This is a genomic window from Aequorivita sp. KMM 9714 (genome assembly GCF_011065475.1).
GTDB classification, from domain to species: Bacteria; Bacteroidota; Bacteroidia; order Flavobacteriales; family Flavobacteriaceae; genus Aequorivita; species Aequorivita sinensis.
On the sequence record NZ_JAAGRO010000007.1, the window covers coordinates 1 to 21845 of the forward strand.

Genomic DNA, 21845 nt, shown 5'->3' on the forward strand with positions numbered 1-21845 from the left:
TATTTCGAGCCGTTACACTATAAGTACCAGAGGTTAAGTTAATAAAGTCTACTGAAGCCTGATAGTTCGTACCATCAATACTGTATTCATATCCTGCACCTAATGGTGAAGTAATTGAAATTTTACCTGAAGGTACTGCACACGTTGGTTGAACTACATCAGCAGTTGGTGTAGCTGGTGCATTTGGTACATCATTAATCGTTACAGATAAAGCTGTAGAAACACACGTAGGATCTGAAGTATTTCGAGCCGTTACACTATAAGTACCAGAGGTTAAGTTAATAAAGTCTACTGAAGCCTGATAGTTCGTGCCATCAATACTGTATTCAAATCCTGCACCCAATGGAGCTGTAATTGAAATTTTACCTGAAGGTGTTTCACAGGTTGGTTGAACTACATCAGCAGTTGGTGTGGCTGGTGCATTTGGTACATCGTTTATCGTTACTGATAAAGCTGTAGAGATACATGTTGGATCTGAAGTATTACGAGCCGTTACATTATAAGTACCGGAGGTTAAGCCATCAAAATCTACTGATGCCTGATAATCCGTGCCATTTATACTGTATTCATATCCTGCGCCTAATGGTGAAGTAATGGAAATTTTACCGTTAGGTGTTTCACAGGTTGGTTGAACTACATCAGCAGTTGGTTGGTCTGGTGCTTTAACTATTTTAACAGTAGTTGTGGCAGTTTTATTACATCCGTTGGTACTATATGAATAAGTTACAGTATAAGTACCTAGATTACTATTCTGAACATCAATTGTTCCTGTAGTAGAATCAATGCTTAAACCTGCTGGTGATGCAGAATATGTTCCTCCTGTAATACCAGTTTGGTTAACCATAATATTACCCCCACCTTCACAAAAACTTCCATCTCCGCCGTAATCAATTTCTGCAGTCCCGAAACTAAGTTCAACTTGAATTGGAGAAACAAAATCATTTAATGATGCTGTAGAAGATGTAGATTGTTTGGTTTTTACTAATAAGGTTTTAATACTAACTCCAATACATGGGTCAGGTAATGAGCCAAAAAAATCCGTTAAATTTATAGCTGCTTCTGCAAATTGATAAGGAATATAATTATTGGATCCAAAGCTTCCAAAAGGCACATTTACATTTACAGTATTTGTGGCTCCAAATCCATTAGGACCTAAAGTTTGTGAAACATATCCATAATTTGATCCTCCAAGATGTTTCCATAAATACAAATGAACGGTTGGCGATGATCCACCATTAGCGTACTCAACAGTTAAAAGTATATCATTTATAGTACGACCACCATCTGGTCCAGCTGAACTAAATCCCCCACTAGTAACACCTGTAGTAGTAATTGTATTCTGTAAAAATTCAAAGTCTATATAACTAGTACCATTTGTTTCCATACGGTCACCCCCAACAAAAATCCATTCATCCCCACTAGTCTGTTCCTTACCTAGGTGATACATTACGTTATTAATATCACCTTTACCTGTAGCTTTTCCTAAGGCCCAAGTCCAAGTATTAGGGTCGTCATTTAATTTCCCTTGTTTTAATATATTATCTCCACCGTTATATTCATCACGTACCAACCTAGTAATGTTGGGGTCAACAGGAGTACCATTATTGTTTAATACAAATCCACCTAAACCAATAGGTCCCTGTACCCAATCTCCAACACCAGTTGCTGGAGTATTGGACTCTAAATCTCCATCCATTTGAAATCCTCCGGTTGGAACGGTAACATTAACCGTTTGCGAATGTAAAACCCCAATACTTGAAATTAAACATATAAGTATAAAAAGAGAGAATCTTTTTATGTGTTTGTAAGAAGTAATTTTATACATATCCTCAGTTTTTTTAATCCTTTTTTAAAAAGAAAAATGCTACTACGCTAGCATTAGGTAATTAACAAGTCTGCTTTACAACAAGAAAATTGTGAATTCCATTTCCATAAAACATTCTGTATTTATTATATATGGGTCGTTTATTTTCATATTTATAGTAAGAACCTTAATCAATCAAGAAAGCCACTCAATTATTCGAGTAAAAACTCATATTGATTAGTTTCTAAACAAATTATTGTACATAAAATCTAAAGGCGCCTGTGGGGAAAAGTGAACTAGCCTATGAGTTCAAAAAAATTCTTTAAATAAAATATATCCTAAATGACCAGTGAGGAGTTGGGTCTGAGTTTAATATAACTTTACTTTATTTCTTTCAAATAAGAATTTAGGGTATATATTCTTATGTAACTATAATATCATTTTTTAAAACAAAACTTGAGAGGAGACAGTCTTAAAATCTTAAATTTATAATCAATTATCAAGATTGAAGTGGGGAATTCTTGATACTAAACTTTAAAAAAAAAGCTTCTATGGGGATAGTTTTAGAAAAGCAATTTACACATTCAAATGAACAACAACTACTTAACTATAGAACAAACGTACCATAATTTTCCAAAATATCATATACGTACTAACACGTATATCCTAATGTTTTTACAATAAAACGCGCTAGAATGTTAATTAAAGTTAACGATTTAACAGACAAGCTCGACATTTACACAATTAAGAAACTAAGTCACACCTTCAATTTTAGTTTATTTCAACAAGAAAATGAAGTGTATAATTTAAGAAATTAGAAGTTCATTTATTAAGTATATTTATAACCTTCCTATGGCAAAAATGCTTGAGTCTGATTATATATTAGGCATTTTTAAACCTTATATAAAACACAACTATATAATAATTCCCCTCTTTTTACTACCGCATCAGTTTATTTCTCCAATAACAAACTTTATCTTTGCAACATATACGAAAAACGATTATGTCTTTAACAAAAGAAATTAAACGCCGAAGAACTTTCGGTATTATTGCGCATCCCGATGCTGGTAAAACTACACTTACAGAAAAACTTCTACTCTTTGGTGGAGCTATTAATGAAGCTGGAGCTGTAAAAAACAACAAGATTAAAAAAGGTGCTACAAGTGACTTTATGGAAATAGAACGACAGCGTGGTATTTCTGTAGCAACTTCAGTTTTGGCATTTGAATATGAAGGAATAAAGATTAATATTCTTGATACTCCAGGGCACAAGGATTTTGCTGAAGATACATTTAGAACACTTACCGCTGTGGATAGCGTAATTGTTGTTATAGACGTTGCAAAAGGGGTTGAGGAACAAACTGAAAAGCTTGTAGAAGTATGTAGAATGCGAAACATCCCAATGATCGTATTCGTGAATAAACTTGATAGAGAAGGTAGAGATGCTTTTGATTTATTAGACGAAATTGAACAAAAGCTTCACTTACGTGTTACACCACTTAGTTTCCCAATTGGAATGGGTTACGACTTTAAAGGAATCTATAACGTTTGGGAAAAAAATATAAACCTTTTTAGTGGTGATAGTAGAAAAAATATAGAGGAAACGATTGAAATAGAAGACTTAAATAGTTCTGAACTAGACAAATTAGTTGGTGAAAAAGCAGCTGAAACTCTTCGTGAAGAAATTGAGTTAGTACAAGAAGTTTATCCGGATTTTGACGGGCAAGAGTATTTAGATGGAGAATTACAACCTGTATTTTTCGGTTCCGCATTAAATAATTTTGGTGTACGTGAATTGCTAGACTGTTTCATTGAAATAGCTCCTACCCCACGCCCAAAAGAAAGCAATACTAGATTAGTCCATCCAGATGAAAAAGCTTTTTCAGGTTTTGTATTTAAAATTCACGCAAATATGGACCCTAAGCATCGCGATAGATTGGCTTTCGTAAAAATTGTATCAGGTACTTTCGAAAGAAACTCACCTTACCTACACGTTCGCAATGGTAAAAAAATGAAATTTAGTAGCCCGAATGCTTTCTTTGCTGAAAAGAAACAAATAGTAGATATCTCCTACCCCGGCGATATAGTAGGTCTTCACGATACAGGGAACTTTAAAATTGGCGATACACTTACTGAAGGTGAAGAAATGTTCTATAAAGGAATTCCAAGCTTTTCACCAGAACACTTTAAATATATCAACAATGCCGATCCAATGAAGAGTAAGCAACTTGAAAAAGGCGTCGACCAATTAATGGACGAAGGTGTTGCACAGTTATTTACACTTGAATTAAACGGACGTAAAGTAATAGGAACTGTTGGTGCTCTTCAGTTTGAAGTTATTCAGTACAGACTTGAACATGAATATGGCGCAAGTTGTTCTTATGAAAACTTGAATGTACATAAAGCTTGTTGGGTAGAAGCCCAAGATCCAAAAAGCGAAGAATTCGCCGATTTTAAAAGAGTTAAATCCAAATTTTTAGCAAAGGATAAACGCGGTCAACTTGTGTTCTTTGCCGATTCAGCATTTACACTACAAATGACCCAATCTAAATATCCAAATGTGAAATTGCATTTTGTAAGTGAATTTGAGAAAACAACCAAAAAGCCTTCAAAAGCTTAACACGAAACAATCTTTGCTGCCTATATTTTAAGTAGAAATATAGGTTTAGTTTATTAAAATTAAAGCATAAAAAAAGCCCCAATTTTTGGGGCTTTTTTTATGCTTCGCCTGTTGGGCCAAAGTTCAAAGGCATAGGCGGTTGCTCATAGTCTTTGATTTCGCCGTGGGCTTGTTCAAATCGTTTAACATTATCGTTTAATGCCTTCAAAAATCGCTTAGCGTGTTGGGGTGTCAAGATAATTCTAGACTTCACTTTACTCTTAGGAACTCCTGGCATTATAGTTACAAAGTCAACCACAAATTCAGAAACAGAATGATTAATGATAGCTAAATTGCTGTATATACCTTGGGCTACACCTTCGTCTAACTCAATATTTATCTGGCCTTGTTTGGGTTGTTTCTTTTGATCTGACATTGCTAAAAATTTGCTGTTTTATAATATTTTATTTAATGAATAAAAACTGAAAATATAAAAGGTGCGTTTCTAAAAACGCACCTTTATATAAAAATTAGTTATAGTTAACTTCTTCTTTAGCTTTATTCATTTCTTCCAATTCTTGTTTCGATCCCACTATTATAGTGTCATATCTACGCATACCTGTACCGGCTGGTATTTTATGACCTACAATAACGTTTTCTTTCAAGCCTTCTAATGTATCAACTTTACCAGCTACAGCTGCTTCGTTTAATACTTTAGTAGTTTCCTGGAAGGAAGCTGCAGAGATGAATGACTTAGTCTGTAACGACGCTCTCGTAATACCTTGAAGTACTGGAGTAGCAGTTGCAGTAACAACATCACGAGCCTCTACAAGCTCTTTATCATTTCTTCTCAATAAAGAGTTTTCATCACGAAGGGCACGAGGAGAAAGAATTTGACCTTCTTTCAAGTTTTCAGAATCACCTGAATTTGTAACCACTTTCATTCCGAATAACTTATCGTTTTCTTCGATAAAGTCATCTTTATGAGCTAATTGATTCTCAAGGAAAGTAGTATCTCCCGGATCTTCAATTCTCACCTTACGCATCATTTGACGAACAACAACCTCAAAGTGCTTGTCGTTAATCTTCACCCCTTGCAGACGGTAAACCTCTTGAACTTCGTTCACAAGATATTGCTGTACTGCAGATGGGCCTTTAATGCGAAGAATGTCTTCTGGAGTAATAGAACCATCAGATAATGGCATACCTGCACGAACGTAATCGTTTTCTTGAACTAGAATTTGGCTTGATAATTTTACCAAATACTTTTTCATTTCGCCTAATTTAGACTCAACGATAATCTCGCGGTTACCACGTTTAATTTTACCAAATGAAACCACACCATCAATTTCGCTAACTACAGCAGGGTTTGAAGGGTTACGCGCTTCGAAAAGCTCGGTAACACGTGGAAGACCTCCTGTAATATCTCCTGATTTTGCAGATTTACGTGGAATCTTAACAAGTACCTTTCCTACTTTAATCTTATCGTTGTCGTCCACCATAATGTGTGCACCAACTGGTAAGTTGTAAGAACGAATTACTTCGTCTTTCTTCCCTAGAATTTGTAGGGTTGGAATACGTTTTTTATCTCTTGATTCAGAAATTACTTTTTCTTGGAATCCTGTTTGCTCATCAATCTCAACTTGATACGTTACACCTTGAACGATGTTTTCGTATTTAATTTTTCCAGCAAATTCTGAAATAATTACACCGTTATATGGATCCCAAGTACAGATTACATCTCCTGCTTTTACTGAATCACCATTCTTAACAAGTAATGTTGAACCGTAAGGAATGTTATTTGTACTAAGCGTAATTCCTGTTTGTTTATCTACTAACTTCAATTCTGAAGTACGTGAAATAACAATATCCACAGGATTTCCTTGATTATCTTCACCTTTTACAGTTTTAAGATCTTCAATTTCAGCCTTTCCGTCAAATTTAACCGTTAAGTTATTTTGTTCAGAAATGTTACCTGCAATACCTCCCACGTGGAAAGTACGAAGTGTAAGCTGAGTTCCTGGTTCTCCAATTGATTGAGCTGCTACAACACCAACTGCCTCACCTCGTTGTACCATTTTATTGGTTGCAAGGTTACGACCGTAACATTGTGCACATATACCTTTTTTAGCCTCACAAGTTAATGCAGAGCGAACTTCTACACTATCCAATGGTGATGCCTCAATAGCATCTGCTATCTCTTCGTAAATGTGTTCTCCAGCACTTACTAATACTTCTTTAGTTAGTGGGTGAATAACGTCATTAAGCGCAGTACGTCCAACAATTCTAGCTCCTAAAGTCTCAACAACTTCTTCGTTTTTCTTTAATGCTGAAACTTCAATACCACGTAATGTACCACAGTCTTCTTCATTAACAATAACGTCTTGTGAAACATCAACTAGACGACGTGTTAAGTAACCAGCATCTGCCGTTTTAAGTGCGGTATCCGCAAGACCTTTACGAGCACCGTGAGTAGAGATAAAGTATTCAAGAATTGAAAGACCTTCCTTAAAGTTAGAAAGAATTGGGTTTTCAATAATTTCACCTCCACCTGAGTTCGATTTCTTAGGTTTTGCCATCAATCCACGCATACCTGTTAACTGACGGATCTGTTCTTTAGAACCCCTCGCACCAGAATCAAGCATCATATACACCGAGTTAAATCCTTGCTGATCTTCGCGAATACGCTTCATAGATAGCTCGGTAAGCTCTGCGTTAGTTGCAGTCCAAATATCAATAACTTGGTTGTAACGTTCGTTATTGGTAATAAGACCCATGTTATAACTGTTGATAATACCGTCAACTTGTGAGTTTGCATTATCAATCATACTTTGTTTTTCAGCAGGGATAATAATATCACCTAAGCTGAATGAAAGTCCGCCTTCAAAAGCGAATTTATATCCTAAAGTTTTAATCTCATCTAGGAAGTCTGCAGTAACAGGTACTGAAGTTACTTTTAAGATTTTCCCGATAATATCACGAAGAGATTTTTTAGTCAATACTTCGTTAACAAAACCAGCTTCAGCAGGAACCTTTTCGTTAAAGATTACTCTACCTAAAGTGGTAGTGATAATTTGCATTGTTAACTCACCATTTTCGTTGAAATCTTTAGTTCTAATTTTGATTTCAGCGTTCAAATCTACCTGTCCTTCGTTGTAAGCAATAATTGCTTCTTCAGCCGAATAGAAAGTAAGGCCTTCTCCTTTTACTTTAACATCTTCAGTAGATTTTCTTAGTTTGGTCATATAGTAAAGACCTAAAACCATATCCTGAGATGGTACAGCAACTGGTGAACCATTTGCAGGGTTTAGAATGTTGTGAGATGCAAGCATCAATAACTGACATTCTAAAATTGCCTCTGGCCCTAGTGGTAAGTGAACAGCCATCTGGTCACCATCGAAATCCGCGTTAAACGCAGTACACACTAATGGGTGTAGTTGTATTGCTTTACCTTCAATTAATTTAGGTTGGAAAGCTTGAATACCCAGCCTGTGCAAAGTAGGAGCACGGTTAAGCATTACTGGGTGTCCTTTTAATACATTCTCAAGGATGTCCCAAACTACAGGCTCTTTTTTATCTATAATTTTCTTTGCAGATTTTACAGTTTTTACAATTCCTCTTTCAATCAATTTACGGATTACAAAAGGCTTGTAAAGTTCGGCAGCCATATCTTTAGGAATACCACACTCAAATAATTTAAGTTCTGGTCCTACAACAATTACCGAACGTGCTGAATAATCTACACGTTTACCAAGTAAGTTTTGACGGAAACGACCTTGCTTACCTTTCAATGAATCTGAAAGTGATTTAAGCGGACGGTTACTATCAGTTTTTACTGCAGAAGATTTACGCGTGTTATCAAGTAATGAATCTACCGCTTCTTGAAGCATACGCTTTTCGTTACGTAGAATTACCTCCGGAGCTTTAATCTCCATTAATCGCTTCAAACGGTTGTTACGAATAATTACACGACGGTATAAATCATTTAAATCTGAAGTCGCGAAACGACCACCATCAAGTGGTACTAATGGACGAAGTTCTGGTGGAATTACCGGAACTACTTTCATAATCATCCACTCAGCTTTGTTCTCGCGGTTTTTATTAGCATCACGAAGTGCTTCTACAACTTGAAGACGCTTTAAAGCTTCTGTTTTACGTTGTTTAGAAGTTTCGTTGTTAGCTTTATGACGTAAGTCGTACGATAAAGTGTCCAAGTCAATTCTTTGCAAAAGATCGATCAAGCACTCTGCTCCCATCTTAGCAATAAATTTGTTAGGATCTGTATCTTCTAAGTACTGGTTATCTTGTGGAATTGTTTCTAAAATATCAAGATACTCTTCTTCTGTAAGGAAGTCTAGTTTCTTAACATCTTCTCCACTTTCATATTTAGCTACACCTGGTTGAATTACTACATAACGTTCGTAGTAAATAATCATATCCAGTTTCTTAGATGGTAATCCAAGAAGGTAACCAATTTTGTTAGGAAGACTACGGAAGTACCAAATGTGTGCAACAGGAACAACTAAGTTGATATGCCCAACACGGTCACGACGTACTTTTTTCTCTGTTACTTCTACACCACAACGGTCACAAACGATACCTTTGTAGCGAATTCTTTTATATTTACCACAGGCACACTCGTAATCCTTTACAGGACCAAAAATACGCTCACAGAAAAGTCCGTCACGCTCTGGCTTGTGCGTACGGTAGTTTATTGTTTCGGGTTTTAGAACTTCTCCACGTGATTCTGCCAAAATAGATTCAGGAGAGGCCAAACCAATAGAAATCTTGTCGAATTTCTGTACTGTGTTTTCTTTATTTCTGTTCATCATGATTTAAAATAAACTTTGTTGTTAAATGAGGGTTTAATTCCTCGGAAGAAATTTAAGATTCCCCTTCACGGTTGTGAAGGGGTTTATCTTTATTCTTCTAATCTAATGTCAAGACCCAATCCTTTCAATTCGTGCATAAGTACGTTGAACGATTCTGGTAATCCTGGTTCTGGCATAGTTTCACCTTTTACGATTGCCTCGTAGGTTTTAGCCCTTCCAATAACATCATCAGATTTAACAGTCAATATTTCTCTAAGCGTACTAGATGCACCGTATGCTTCTAGAGCCCAAACCTCCATTTCTCCAAAACGCTGACCACCAAATTGTGCTTTACCACCAAGTGGTTGTTGCGTAATAAGTGAGTATGGTCCAATGGAACGCGCGTGCATCTTATCATCTACCATGTGGCCTAGTTTCAACATATAAATCACACCTACAGTTGCAGGTTGATCGAAACGCTTACCAGTTCCACCATCATATAAGTAAGTATGCCCGTATCTTGGTATTCCAGCTTCATCAGTATATTCATTTATCTGATCGATTACTGCACCATCAAAAATTGGAGTTGCGAATTTGCGACCTAATTTTTGACCAGCCCATCCAAGAACGGTTTCGTATATCTGCCCAATGTTCATACGAGATGGTACACCAAGTGGGTTCAATACTATATCTACAGGAGTTCCGTCCTCTAGGAATGGCATGTCTTCTTCACGTACAATACGTGCAACAATACCCTTGTTTCCGTGACGTCCTGCCATTTTATCTCCAACTTTAAGTTTACGCTTCTTAGCGATGTAAACTTTTGCTAGTTTTAGAATTCCAGAAGGAAGCTCATCTCCTACAGAGATAGTAAACTTCTCACGACGCAAGTTACCTTGAAGGTCGTTTTCCTTAATTTTATAGTTGTGCATTAAATCTGCAACCAACGCATTGGTTTCATCATCAGTTGTCCAAGTACCTCCAGTTAAGTGGGTGTAATCGTCAACAGAGTTAAGCATCTTTAATGTAAACTTTTTACCTTTAGGGAATACTATTTCACCTAAATCATTGCTTATTCCTTGAGCAGTTTTACCTCCTACGATTGTGAATAGTTTTTCAACTAACTTATCTTGTAAGGCTACGAATTTGCTTTCGTATTTTGCTTCAAGTTCTGCGATGTCTTCTTTATCTTTCGCACGTTTGCGCTTATCTTTAACAGCACGAGCAAACAATTTCTTGTCTATTACTACACCGTTTAATGAAGGTGAAGCTTTTAAGGATGCATCTTTTACATCACCAGCTTTATCACCAAAAATAGCGCGAAGAAGTTTCTCTTCAGGAGTTGGATCACTTTCTCCTTTTGGAGTAATTTTTCCGATAAGAATATCACCAGGTTTTACCTCGGCACCAATTCTAATCATTCCATACTCATCCAAGTCTTTAGTAGCTTCTTCCGAAACGTTTGGAATATCATTTGTCAATTCTTCGTTACCTAACTTAGTATCTCGAACTTCTAATGAGTATTCGTCAATATGAATAGATGTGAATATATCTTCACGTACTACTCTTTCAGAAATTACAATTGCATCCTCAAAGTTGTAACCTTTCCAAGGCATGAAGGCAACCTTCATATTACGCCCTAGCGCTAGTTCACCTTTTTCAGTAGCATAACCTTGGCAAAGAACTTGTCCTTTTTTAACTCTATCCCCTTTGCTTACAATAGGCTTAAGGTTAATAGAAGTTCCTTGGTTTGTCTTTCTGAATTTTACTAGTTGATATGTTTTAGAATCGCTATCAAAACTTACCATACGTTCGTTTTCAGTACGGTCGTATTTAATAGTAATTTCGTTTGCATCAACGTATTCAACTACACCATCTCCTTCTGCGTTAATTAAAACACGGCTATCAGAAGCAACTTGTCTTTCAAGACCAGTTCCAACGATTGGAGAATCTGCAATTAATAAAGGTACCGCCTGACGCATCATGTTAGATCCCATCAATGCACGGTTAGCATCATCATGCTCCAAGAATGGAATTAGAGATGCAGAAATAGATGCAATCTGGTTAGGCGCAACATCGGCATAGTTTAAAGTTACAGGATCCACAAGTGGGAAATCACCTTCCATTCGAGCAATAACCTTATCGGTATCGATAACGCCATCGTCTGTTAATGGAATGTTTGCCTGTGCAATGTGCATATCTTCCTCTTCTTCAGCAGAAAGGTAGATTGGCTCATTTTTAAAATCTATTTTTCCATCATTTACTTTACGGTATGGAGTTTCAATAAACCCAAGGTTATTAACCTTTGCATAAACCGAAAGTGATGAAATAAGACCAATGTTTGGTCCTTCAGGAGTTTCAATAGGACAAAGACGACCATAGTGTGTATAGTGAACGTCACGAACCTCGAAACCTGCTCTTTCACGTGATAAACCTCCTGGCCCTAATGCAGATAGACGACGCTTATGCGTAATCTCAGCAAGTGGGTTTGTTTGGTCCATAAACTGTGAAAGCTGGTTTGTACCAAAAAATGAGTTAATTACAGAAGACAATGTCTTTGCATTAATCAAATCGATAGGTGTAAACACCTCGTTATCACGAACGTTCATACGCTCGCGAATAGTACGCGCCATACGAGCAAGACCAACACCAAACTGTTGAGATAATTGCTCACCTACAGTACGTACACGACGGTTACTAAGGTGGTCAATATCATCAATCTCAGCTTTAGAGTTAATAAGCTCGATTAAGTATTTTACGATGGTAATGATATCTTCTTTAGTAAGCACCTGCTTATCCATTGCGATATCAAGACCAAGTTTTTTGTTCATTCTATAACGCCCAACCTCACCAAGATTATATCTTTGGTCACTAAAGAAAAGCTTATGGATAATTCCACGAGCAGTTTCCTCATCTGGCGGCTCAGCATTACGAAGTTGTCTATATATGTGTTCTACTGCTTCTTTTTCAGAGTTAGTAGGATCTTTTTGTAATGTATTGTGAATAATAGCATAGTCGGCTAACTGATTTTCTTCTTTGTGTAAAAGAACAGTTTTGCTTCCTGAATCTATAATTTCGTCAATATGTTCTTTTTCAAGAACAGTATCACGGTCCAAGATAATTTCGTTACGTTCAATAGAAACTACTTCACCAGTATCTTCATCAACGAAATCTTCGTGCCAAGTTTTTAGCACACGGGCAGCTAGTTTACGCCCAATATATTTTTTAAGTCCTGTTTTTGAAGCCTTAACTTCTTCTGCAAGATCAAAAATTTCGAGAATATCTTTATCTCTTTCAAAACCGATAGCTCTGAAAAGGGTTGTAACAGGTAATTTTTTCTTACGATCAATGTAAGCGTACATTACGCTGTTAATATCTGTGGCAAATTCAATCCACGATCCTTTAAAAGGAATTACTCTGGCAGAGTATAGTTTAGTTCCGTTGGCGTGAAAAGACTGACCAAAGAACACCCCTGGAGAACGGTGAAGTTGAGAAACAACAACACGTTCAGCTCCGTTAACGCAGAAAGTTCCGCTAGGAGTCATATAAGGGATAGTACCTAGGTAAACATCCTGAACAATAGTTTCAAAGTCTTCGTGCTCTGCGTCTGTACAGTATAGTTTTAACCTTGCTTTTAAAGGCACACTATAAGTAAGACCACGTTCAATACACTCCTGGATGGAATATCTTGGCGGATCCACGAAATAGTCTAAGAACTCTAAAACGAATTGGTTGCGAGTATCGGTAATTGGGAAATTTTCCAAAAAGGTTTTATATAAACCTTCTTGGCCTCTTTCTTCTGATTTGGTTTCCAATTGGAAAAAATCCTGGAAGGACTTTATCTGAATGTCCAAAAAGTCGGGATAATCCGGCTTATTTTTTACAGAGGAAAAATTCAATCTTTCAGTTTGCGTTGCTGACATCTATGGACGGAATTTTAATTAAAATAATATTGAATAAACGTATAAAAAAGGTGTTAACCATTATATACGCAAAATGGTTTAGGCCTTTCCGACCCCGATAATAACGGGACGGAAGACCTAAACCTTAGGGTTTGGAACGTAATAAGCTTACTTAAGCTCAACCTCTGCTCCAGCTTCTTCTAGTTGCGCTTTTAATGCTTCAGCTTCATCCTTAGCAATTCCTTCTTTAATTGGAGAAGGTGCGTTATCAACTAATTCTTTTGCTTCTTTAAGACCAGCACCAGTTAATTCTTTAACTAGTTTTACAACTGCAAGTTTAGATGCACCAGCACCTTTAAGAATTACATCAAATTCTGATTGCTCATCTGCAGCGTCTCCACCAGCAGCAGCACCACCAGCAGCAACAGCAACAGCTGCAGCAGCAGGCTCAATACCGTACTCGTCTTTTAATATTGTAGCTAACTCATTAACTTCTTTTACTGTTAGGTTAACCAATTGTTCTGCGAAATCTTTCAAATCTGCCATTTCTATCGTTTTTAAAAATAATTGTGTTTATATAAATTAATTAGTGCAATGTTTGTTTTATCCTTCTCTTTCGGATAAGGTCTTAACAAGGCCTGCAATTGTAGTACTTCCACTCTTAAGAGCTGAAATAACATTTTTAGCAGGAGATTGTAGTAACCCGATAACTTCTCCAATAAGCTCTTCTTTAGATTTAAGCTCTACTAAGCTATCCAATTGTTCATCGCCAACGTAAATTGACTCTTGGATGTAGGCTCCTTTTAATAAAGGCTTATCAGATTTTTTTCTGAATTCTTTAATTACTTTGGCAGGTGCATTACCTGTTTCAGAAAACATAATGGAAGTATTTCCTTTAAGTACTTCTGGTAAGCTTCCAAAGTCTTTATTTGAACTCTCCATTGCTTTTTTAAGCAATGTGTTCTTAACAACTGCTAACTGAACTCCTGCTTTAAAACAAGCACGACGTAAGTTAGTAGTAGTCCCTGCGTTTAAGCCTGAAATATCTGCTAAATAGATATTTTCATTATCAGACAACTGCGCAGTTAACGTTTCAATTACTTGTGATTTTTCTTCTCTAGTCATAATTTCCAGTTTTTACTGCTCAGTAAACCTTTTTGTGTCAATCTCAACACTTGGACTCATTGTGCTAGACATATAGATACTCTTTATGTAAACACCTTTTGCCGCTTGTGGCTTTAGTTTAACGAGGGTTGTTAATAATTCTCTTGCGTTTCCTGCAATTTTTTCAGCATCAAAAGACGCTTTTCCTATTGCTGCGTGTACGATACCAGTTTTATCAACTTTAAAGTCGATCTTACCAGCTTTCACATCAGAAACTGCTTTAGCAACGTCCATAGTTACTGTACCTGTCTTTGGGTTTGGCATAAGACCACGAGGCCCTAATACACGTCCTAAAGGACCTAATTTACCCATTACACTTGGCATAGTTACAATTACGTCAACATCTGTCCATCCTCCTTTAATTTTATCGAGGTACTCATCAAGACCAACGTAGTCTGCTCCAGCTTCTTTAGCTTCAGCTTCCTTATCTGGAGTTACTAATGCTAATACTTTAACGTCTTTACCAGTTCCGTGAGGAAGAGTAACAACGCCTCTTACCATTTGGTTCGCTTTACGTGGATCCACGTTAAGACGTACCGCAAGGTCAACTGAAGGATCGAACTTTACGTTAGATATTTCTTTTATTAAAGCAGAAGCTTCGGCAACAGTATAGGTTCTATCCTCTACCTTAAGCTTGGCTTCCTTTTGCTTTTTTGTTAATCGTGCCATTTATAGATTCTTTTTTCAGATTAAAAAGGTGCGTCACCTTTTACTTTAACTCCCATAGAACGTGCAGTACCAGCTACCATTTTCATAGCAGACTCAACAGTAAATGCGTTAAGATCGGGCATTTTATCTTCCGCGATCGCTTTAACTTGTTCCCAAGAGATTGTGGCTACTTTTTTTGCATGTGGTTCACCGGAGCCTTTTTTTGCTTTAGCAGCTTCAAGTATTTGAACTGCAGCGGGTGGAGTCTTAATAACAAAATCGAAAGATTTGTCTTTATAAACTGTAATCGCTACTGGCAATACTTTTCCTTGCTTATCCTGAGTTCTAGCATTAAACTGCTTACAGAACTCCATGATATTAACACCGGCAGCACCAAGAGCAGGTCCTACTGGTGGTGATGGGTTAGCAGCACCTCCGCGAACTTGCAACTTAACTACTTTACTAATTTCTTTTGCCATTTCTAAATTTTTGTGTGGTTCTTCAAAAGTGGAAGCCTTAGAAGGAACCTATTAAGCGTAACAATTAAACTTTTTCAACTTGCATATAACTCAATTCTAATGGTGTTTTTCTTCCAAAAATCTTAACCATTACCTCAAGTTTGCGTTTTTCTTCATTTATTTTTTCAACAGTTCCATTAAATCCATTGAAAGGACCATCAATAACTTTAACAGTCTCTCCCACAGTATATGGAATGTTTACACTATCCTCTTTAACAGAAAGCTCATCAACCTTCCCTAACATTCTGTTTACTTCAGATTGTCTCAACGGCACAGGATCACCTCCTTTAACCTCACCTAAAAAGCCAATAACACCATTAATAGACTTAATGATGTGAGGAATTTCACCACCTAAATTTGCTTTTATCATGATGTAACCTGGAAAATAAACACGTTCCTTATTTACTTTCTTTCCGTTACGGATTTGAATAACTTTTTCGGTTGGTACGAGAACCTGATCAATATAATCTTCAAGCTCTAATCGTTTTATCTCAGTATCGATATACGATTTGATTTTGTTTTCCTGTCCACTAACTGAACGGACTACATACCACTTTTTTGTTTTTGTTGTTTCGGTCATTTCTTACGATTTGATCCAATCAAAATATAAACCAACCATTTTGCTGAAAACGGTATCTACACCCCAAACCGCTAAGGCCAATACAATAGAAAAAACCGCAACAACTACGGTTAATTTCTGAGCCTCTGCCCAAGTTGGCCAGGTTACGTGGTTTTTAAGTTCTTTATACGATTCTGTAATATAGTTTACCATTTTGTTGTCGTATTAATATTATTCCTCCAGAGAGGTGAAGTTTCCTATTTTAGCTGTAAATTTACTTTGAAGCTCATGCAGGAATATTGCACGGGTTGAGAGACTCGAACTCACGACACCTGGTTTTGGAGACCAGTGCTCTACCAACTGAGCTAAACCCGTATTTAATTCAGATTATAGAAATTAAAAACTAACTTCTGAATATTTTTTGTCAACTCATTTAGAGCCTATCTAGTTAAAAAAGCCAAGGTATCCCGAATTAAATTCAGGACACCTATAGCTTATATATATTAGATGATTATTCTATAATTTCAGTTACCTGACCTGCACCTACAGTACGTCCACCTTCACGGATAGCGAAACGAAGACCTACGTTCATTGCGATTGGTTGTAACAACTCAACATTGATTGTTAAGTTATCTCCAGGCATAACCATTTCAACACCATCAGGAAGAGTAATTGTTCCAGTTACATCAGTTGTACGTACGTAGAACTGTGGACGGTAGTTATTGTGAAATGGAGTGTGACGTCCACCTTCTTCTTTCTTAAGGATATAAACCTCAGCTTTAAACTTAGCGTGTGGAGTTACAGATCCTGGCTTAACAATTACCATACCTCTAGAGATTTGAGTTTTCTCAATACCTCTTAATAGGATACCAGCGTTATCTCCAGCCTCACCTCTATCAAGGATTTGACGGAACATTTCAATACCAGTAATAGTAGAAGTTAATTTCTCAGCTCCCATACCGATAATTTCAACTGGATCTCCAGTTTTAGCAATACCAGTTTCGATACGACCTGTAGCAACAGTTCCACGACCAGTAATAGAGAATACGTCCTCAATTGGCATCAAGAAAGGCTTTTCGTTATCACGAACAGGCTCTTCAATCCAGTTATCAACCTCATCCATTAATTTAAGAAGAGCATCTACCCATTTTTGCTCACCGTTAAGTGCACCTAAAGCAGAACCTTGAACAACAGGACCATTATCACCATCATACTCGTAGAAGCTTAAAAGATCTCTGATCTCCATCTCTACTAGCTCAAGTAATTCCTCATCATCAACTAAGTCAACTTTGTTCATGAAAACAACAATTCTAGGAATACCAACCTGGCGACCTAAAAGGATGTGCTCACGAGTTTGTGGCATAGGACCATCAGTAGCAGCAACAACAAGAATAGCACCGTCCATTTGAGCAGCACCAGTAACCATGTTCTTTACGTAATCCGCGTGACCAGGACAGTCAACGTGTGCGTAGTGACGTTTTGCTGTTTGATATTCTACGTGAGAAGAGTTAATTGTAATACCTCTTTCTTTTTCTTCTGGCGCATTATCAATTTGATCAAATGATGTTGCTGCAGAGAAACCTGCATCAGCCAAAACTTTAGTAATAGCTGCAGTCGTAGTTGTTTTTCCGTGATCTACGTGTCCAATTGTACCAATATTTAAGTGTGGTTTTGACCGATCGAATTTTTCTTTTGCCATTTTGTATTAATTTTAATCTTAGTTATATATTAGTGTTCTATTGTATTTGCAACTTGAGCCAATGATGGGAATTGAACCCATGACCTCTTCCTTACCAAGGAAACGCTCTACCCCTGAGCTACATCGGCCTTTTAACTAGCCCTTCAACGTTGCTCAGGGTAAACAGTTCAAAAGCTTAAAGCTCAATGCTGTTTTTCAAAAAACAACAATAAACCCTAAACTAGAAACCATTTTAGAGCGGGAGACCGGGTTCGAACCGGCGACATTCAGCTTGGAAGGCTGACGCTCTACCAACTGAGCTACTCCCGCATTTTATGAGCAAATTCCCTCCCCGACAAGCGTCGAGACTGCTTCATATCCAGAGACGGAAATCGAAACTTTTTAGAGAATCTAATCAAAAGATTATTCAATCTATAAATGAACTACTTCAAACTTTGCGCAAAACTAACATAATTTTACTTATTACGTTTGAAATTTTCAATTTTTTATTGAAAATAAAAAATAGTAGTGGGGAGAGCAGGATTCGAACCTGCGAAGACGTAGTCAGCAGATTTACAGTCTGCCCTCGTTGGCCGCTTGAGTATCTCCCCAATTTTTCAATTATGAATTAAGAATATAGAATTCACAACTAAAAATTTCAATAATTCTAATGAACTTGCAGATTTAAAAATCTACTTATTTGTTTTCATAATTCTGAATTCACAATTCTGAATTATTGAGCCGATGGAGGGACTCGAACCCACGACCTGCTGATTACAAATCAGCTGCTCTAGCCAGCTGAGCTACATCGGCTTTTTTATCTTTTTATGAGTTGCTTTCTAACTCGTAAAAAAGCTCGTTATTTCTAACGGAGTGCAAATGTATATAAACTTCTCGTTTCAAACAAAACTTTTTCAAAACTTTTTTTAAAAAAATTTCTATAAATACGATTTTTCTTTCTGTTTGCGCTTCTTTAATTGTCTCTCCAAAGCTCGTGAAGCCTCGTCAGTAGCGGCTTCAAAGGTCTTAGCCTCCTTTTTCACCATAATATCGTCTCCAGGCACACTTAATAACACCTCTACTATTTTATTTTCTTTTTCACTCGTTTTTTGAACCTTCAAAAAGACATCTGCGAACACAATTTTGTCGTAAAATTGTTCAAGCTTCGACAACCTTTTTTTAACAAATAACAACAGCTCTTCTTTCGCCGTAAAATTTGGCGCTTGTACGTTTACTTTCATATCACTATAATTTTAATTAATTGCTAAGTAGTTTTACACCATAAATGCCATTTAAAATTAATTACGAGGATGTGAGTTTTTATAAACCTCTTTCAATTTAGCGATACTGTTTTGAGTATAAACTTGAGTAGATGCTAGACTAGAATGACCTAATAACTCTTTAACCGAATTTATATCAGCACCTTCATTTAAAAGATGAGTTGCAAATGAATGTCTTAATATATGAGGACTCTTTTTTACTTTTTCAGATGCCTTACTAAAGTAGACATTAATAATGCGATACACAAGAGTTTCATACACTTTCAAACCTTTTGCTGTGAGAAACAAATACTCATCATCTATTATATTCTCAAGCTCATCCCGTACAGACATATAGGCACGAATAGTATCAAGCACTGCTGGCAACAAAGGAATTATCCGCTCCTTATTACGCTTACCCAATACCTTAATCGTTTTCTGGGCGAAGGAAATACCGTCAATCTTAATATTAATTAACTCTGCCCTTCTTATACCTGTTGAATAAAACAACTCGACCACAAGCCGATCTCGCAGTCCCTCAAAATCATCGCTGCCTTGAAGCAATTCCATTACATTTACTATTTCATTTTCAGAAAATGGAACTTGTATTTTTTTTGAAGTTTTTAATGCTTTGTGTTTCGCTAACGGACTAACCTGTATTTGTCCTGTTTTTAAAAGAAATTTATAATAGGTTTTAAGAGAAGATATTTTCCTGTTTACAGTTCTATTTGAAATATCAGCATCAACCAATGACACTATCCAGCTACGAATAACTGAGTAGTTAACATCTAAAATATTCTCGTACTGAAACTCTTCTGAAGCAAATTGCTGAAATCCATCTAGATCTTTTAAGTATGCCACCACCGTATGAGGTGAATATTTTTTCTCAAGCTCTAAATAATCTTTAAAAGAAGAAAAAGGCATTTGCAGGTTTTTAGGTTGTAGCCAACTGCACATTAAATTAGAAGTCGACTTTAGTCTCTATCTCAAACAGTGGTTCTACAAAATAACTCAATTACCTCACAAACTAATAATTTTTAATCATAAAAAAATCCGTTGGAAAAAATTCCAACGGATTTATATGATATAGATTCAAAAAGAATACTAAATATCTTCCTGATCTCTAAGATTCTGGATGTATTGCGCTTTTTGCATTTGCGCTCTTTTCTTAACAGATGGCTTTGTAAAAGCTTGTCTTGCACGCAACTGGCGCATTGTTCCTGTACGGTCAAACTTACGCTTGAAACGCTTCAGTGCTCTGTCGATATTTTCTCCGTCTTTAACTGGTATAATTAACATAGTGTCATCACCTCCTCTCTTTAGGGCGGCAAAGATATAAAAAGTTTTGATTTATAAATAACAACTTACAAGATTTTTTATAAAAAAGAAGTTTACACTCAAAATTGCCCAATTAAATTATCACAATTTACCTTTCAGATAATGACAAAATTAGTTAGAACCTGAATAAGACAAGATTAATTTTTATACAATGAAGCTCTTTTGCTTAAATCTAAAATCAACTTTTCTTCTTCTTTACTTTCTAATAATACGTTATAAGTTTTCCAAAAAGCTTCATTATAAGGCTTACTAGAAAATATATCGGCAGACCAGTCATTTTGCTGTAATTCTTCTTTGACAAGCTCGGTATCCTGAATTATATCTGTAAACAGTATTTCCTGAACAGTATAATAATATTGTTCTCCTTTATCAAAACCAGGTTCTGCTTCAGTTTTAACTCTATCGGAAGACCTATCTCCTGTATTTACAAGTTTTGGAGTTTCGTAATAAATATAATTAGGATACATCTTTCCATTATACTCCATATAAGTCATGGTTAACTTATGTATGGTTTGAGTATCAAACAAACTCTTGCTTCTTCTTTTCTGAACATCAGAAGCTGCTGTCAACTCATACTCCACTCTTTTAATCGCGTAATTATCATAATAGATGTAAATCCACCCTTTTGGTTCAAACCCTTCGTTATAGATGTTAGGCGTATTCAAACCGACAAAATCCTTGCCTTTGGTGATTTCGATTTTATAAATTTTCCTTCCGTTATCTACTAAAATTGTATCGAGGTTAAACTGATGCTTTTCTAACATATTTTTCCCCAACAAAGCCCCTGTTGCATTACTATTCCTCAATAGATTCAACTTTCCTTTAAATAGATTTTCTAATCCATTTACACGACTATCATTCCATTTAATAGCATTAATCAAAGCTGACTTCTTAACAGAATTCAAACTTACATTACCAGCATTAGACCCTATACTTTTTAAATAAGCAGAATACGTAAAAAGACTGTCGATATCCCTTAAATCGTAACTTTTTCGGGTTTCATCTACGTTTATTTTTATAAAATCTTTTGCTCCAGCGGCATAACTAGAATCATATAATGTAATGGCACTTTCTATAAGCCACTTGTATTCCTTTTTATTTCGTTCTTTGTGACGCAAAAACCCTTTTTGAAGATAGGCTTGTTCTGGTAAGTTTGCCGGAAGTCTTTCGATTGCTTTTTGTACTATTCCATTACCAGTAGTTGGCCGTGGATCTGCAACAATTACAACTTCATCTAGGGAAGCAACATCTTCTTCAAGAAAAATATCGGAACCATTTTCAAAGCTTTCAATTACCACGTTATAACTTTTATAACCTATAGAAGATATTACCAAGGTATCATTTAAATGTTCTTTAGGAACTTTTAAGGCAAAATTACCGTCACTGTTAGAAATAGTTCCAATGGTAGTATTTTTAATATACACACTAGCACTTTCTATAGGCTGAAAAGTTAAGAAATCTGCAACCTTCCCATTTAGGTTGGTTTGTGAAAAGGTGGTCGCAGTTATGAACATTACGATCACACTTAATAAATGCTTTAATTTAAAGTGCTTCATTATTTTGAA

Annotated in this window: 15 protein-coding genes, 5 tRNA genes and 1 pseudogene; 1 reads left to right on the forward strand and 20 read right to left on the reverse strand. The window is 36.3% G+C overall.

The genetic code is table 11. The features are described 5' to 3' along the window. Nucleotides 1-1825: pseudogene (locus G3A46_RS12880) on the reverse strand (hypothetical protein); the annotation flags it as partial. A 982-nt stretch (nucleotides 1826-2807) separates the two neighbouring features. On the opposite strand from G3A46_RS12880, the gene G3A46_RS12885 reads away from it, so the two are divergent. Then, complete coding sequence (locus G3A46_RS12885; protein WP_165150403.1) at nucleotides 2808-4424, forward strand: peptide chain release factor 3; 1617 nt, start codon at nucleotides 2808-2810, stop codon at nucleotides 4422-4424. A gap of 97 nt (nucleotides 4425-4521) precedes the next feature. Here the strand turns inward: G3A46_RS12885 and G3A46_RS12890 are convergent, their stop codons facing one another. From G3A46_RS12890 to G3A46_RS12980, 19 genes are all read right to left on the reverse strand, one after another. Beyond that, entirely contained in the window at nucleotides 4522-4839 is a 318-nt protein-coding gene (locus G3A46_RS12890; RefSeq protein WP_139856208.1) for a DUF3467 domain-containing protein, read from the reverse strand. A gap of 94 nt (nucleotides 4840-4933) precedes the next feature. Then, nucleotides 4934-9232 (reverse strand): DNA-directed RNA polymerase subunit beta', encoded by a 4299-nt coding sequence (gene rpoC, locus G3A46_RS12895; protein WP_206736022.1) that lies wholly within the window; start codon nucleotides 9230-9232, stop codon nucleotides 4934-4936. Between the two features lie 92 nt (nucleotides 9233-9324). Then, the gene (gene rpoB, locus G3A46_RS12900) at nucleotides 9325-13137 is read right to left on the reverse strand and encodes a DNA-directed RNA polymerase subunit beta (protein ID WP_139856210.1); all 3813 of its coding nucleotides are present in this window, start codon (nucleotides 13135-13137) and stop codon (nucleotides 9325-9327) included. Between the two features lie 147 nt (nucleotides 13138-13284). Continuing rightward, nucleotides 13285-13662, reverse strand: coding sequence for a 50S ribosomal protein L7/L12 (gene rplL / locus G3A46_RS12905; protein ID WP_139856211.1), 378 nt, complete (start codon nucleotides 13660-13662; stop codon nucleotides 13285-13287). 57 nt (nucleotides 13663-13719) lie between these two features. Next, on the reverse strand, nucleotides 13720-14241 hold the full coding sequence (rplJ, locus tag G3A46_RS12910; protein WP_165150407.1) for a 50S ribosomal protein L10: 522 nt from the start codon (nucleotides 14239-14241) through the stop codon (nucleotides 13720-13722). Between the two features lie 12 nt (nucleotides 14242-14253). Continuing rightward, nucleotides 14254-14949 (reverse strand): 50S ribosomal protein L1, encoded by a 696-nt coding sequence (gene rplA / locus G3A46_RS12915; RefSeq protein ID WP_139856213.1) that lies wholly within the window; start codon nucleotides 14947-14949, stop codon nucleotides 14254-14256. A gap of 20 nt (nucleotides 14950-14969) precedes the next feature. Continuing rightward, nucleotides 14970-15407: a 50S ribosomal protein L11 gene (gene rplK, locus G3A46_RS12920; RefSeq protein ID WP_139856214.1), complete on the reverse strand. Its 438-nt coding sequence runs from the start codon at nucleotides 15405-15407 to the stop codon at nucleotides 14970-14972. Between the two features lie 64 nt (nucleotides 15408-15471). Further along, complete coding sequence (nusG, locus tag G3A46_RS12925; RefSeq protein WP_139856215.1) at nucleotides 15472-16026, reverse strand: transcription termination/antitermination protein NusG; 555 nt, start codon at nucleotides 16024-16026, stop codon at nucleotides 15472-15474. A gap of 3 nt (nucleotides 16027-16029) precedes the next feature. Then, nucleotides 16030-16218, reverse strand: coding sequence for a preprotein translocase subunit SecE (gene secE / locus G3A46_RS12930; protein ID WP_139856216.1), 189 nt, complete (start codon nucleotides 16216-16218; stop codon nucleotides 16030-16032). 89 nt (nucleotides 16219-16307) lie between these two features. Continuing rightward, nucleotides 16308-16380, reverse strand: a tRNA-Trp gene (locus G3A46_RS12935). A gap of 136 nt (nucleotides 16381-16516) precedes the next feature. Continuing rightward, the gene (gene tuf / locus G3A46_RS12940) at nucleotides 16517-17704 is read right to left on the reverse strand and encodes an elongation factor Tu (protein WP_165150408.1); all 1188 of its coding nucleotides are present in this window, start codon (nucleotides 17702-17704) and stop codon (nucleotides 16517-16519) included. 56 nt (nucleotides 17705-17760) lie between these two features. Continuing rightward, a tRNA-Thr gene (locus G3A46_RS12945) sits at nucleotides 17761-17832 on the reverse strand. Between the two features lie 108 nt (nucleotides 17833-17940). Next, a tRNA-Gly gene (locus G3A46_RS12950) sits at nucleotides 17941-18013 on the reverse strand. A 199-nt stretch (nucleotides 18014-18212) separates the two neighbouring features. Beyond that, a tRNA-Tyr gene (locus G3A46_RS12955) sits at nucleotides 18213-18294 on the reverse strand. 128 nt (nucleotides 18295-18422) lie between these two features. Next, nucleotides 18423-18496, reverse strand: a tRNA-Thr gene (locus tag G3A46_RS12960). Between the two features lie 125 nt (nucleotides 18497-18621). Continuing rightward, on the reverse strand, nucleotides 18622-18924 hold the full coding sequence (gene raiA, locus G3A46_RS12965; RefSeq protein ID WP_165150410.1) for a ribosome-associated translation inhibitor RaiA: 303 nt from the start codon (nucleotides 18922-18924) through the stop codon (nucleotides 18622-18624). A gap of 57 nt (nucleotides 18925-18981) precedes the next feature. Then, on the reverse strand, nucleotides 18982-19866 hold the full coding sequence (locus G3A46_RS12970; protein ID WP_165150412.1) for a tyrosine-type recombinase/integrase: 885 nt from the start codon (nucleotides 19864-19866) through the stop codon (nucleotides 18982-18984). A gap of 180 nt (nucleotides 19867-20046) precedes the next feature. Continuing rightward, nucleotides 20047-20241: a 30S ribosomal protein S21 gene (gene rpsU / locus G3A46_RS12975; protein ID WP_139856220.1), complete on the reverse strand. Its 195-nt coding sequence runs from the start codon at nucleotides 20239-20241 to the stop codon at nucleotides 20047-20049. A 176-nt stretch (nucleotides 20242-20417) separates the two neighbouring features. After that, on the reverse strand, nucleotides 20418-21836 hold the full coding sequence (locus G3A46_RS12980; protein WP_165150414.1) for a carboxypeptidase-like regulatory domain-containing protein: 1419 nt from the start codon (nucleotides 21834-21836) through the stop codon (nucleotides 20418-20420). Between the last annotated feature and the right edge of the window lie 9 nt (nucleotides 21837-21845).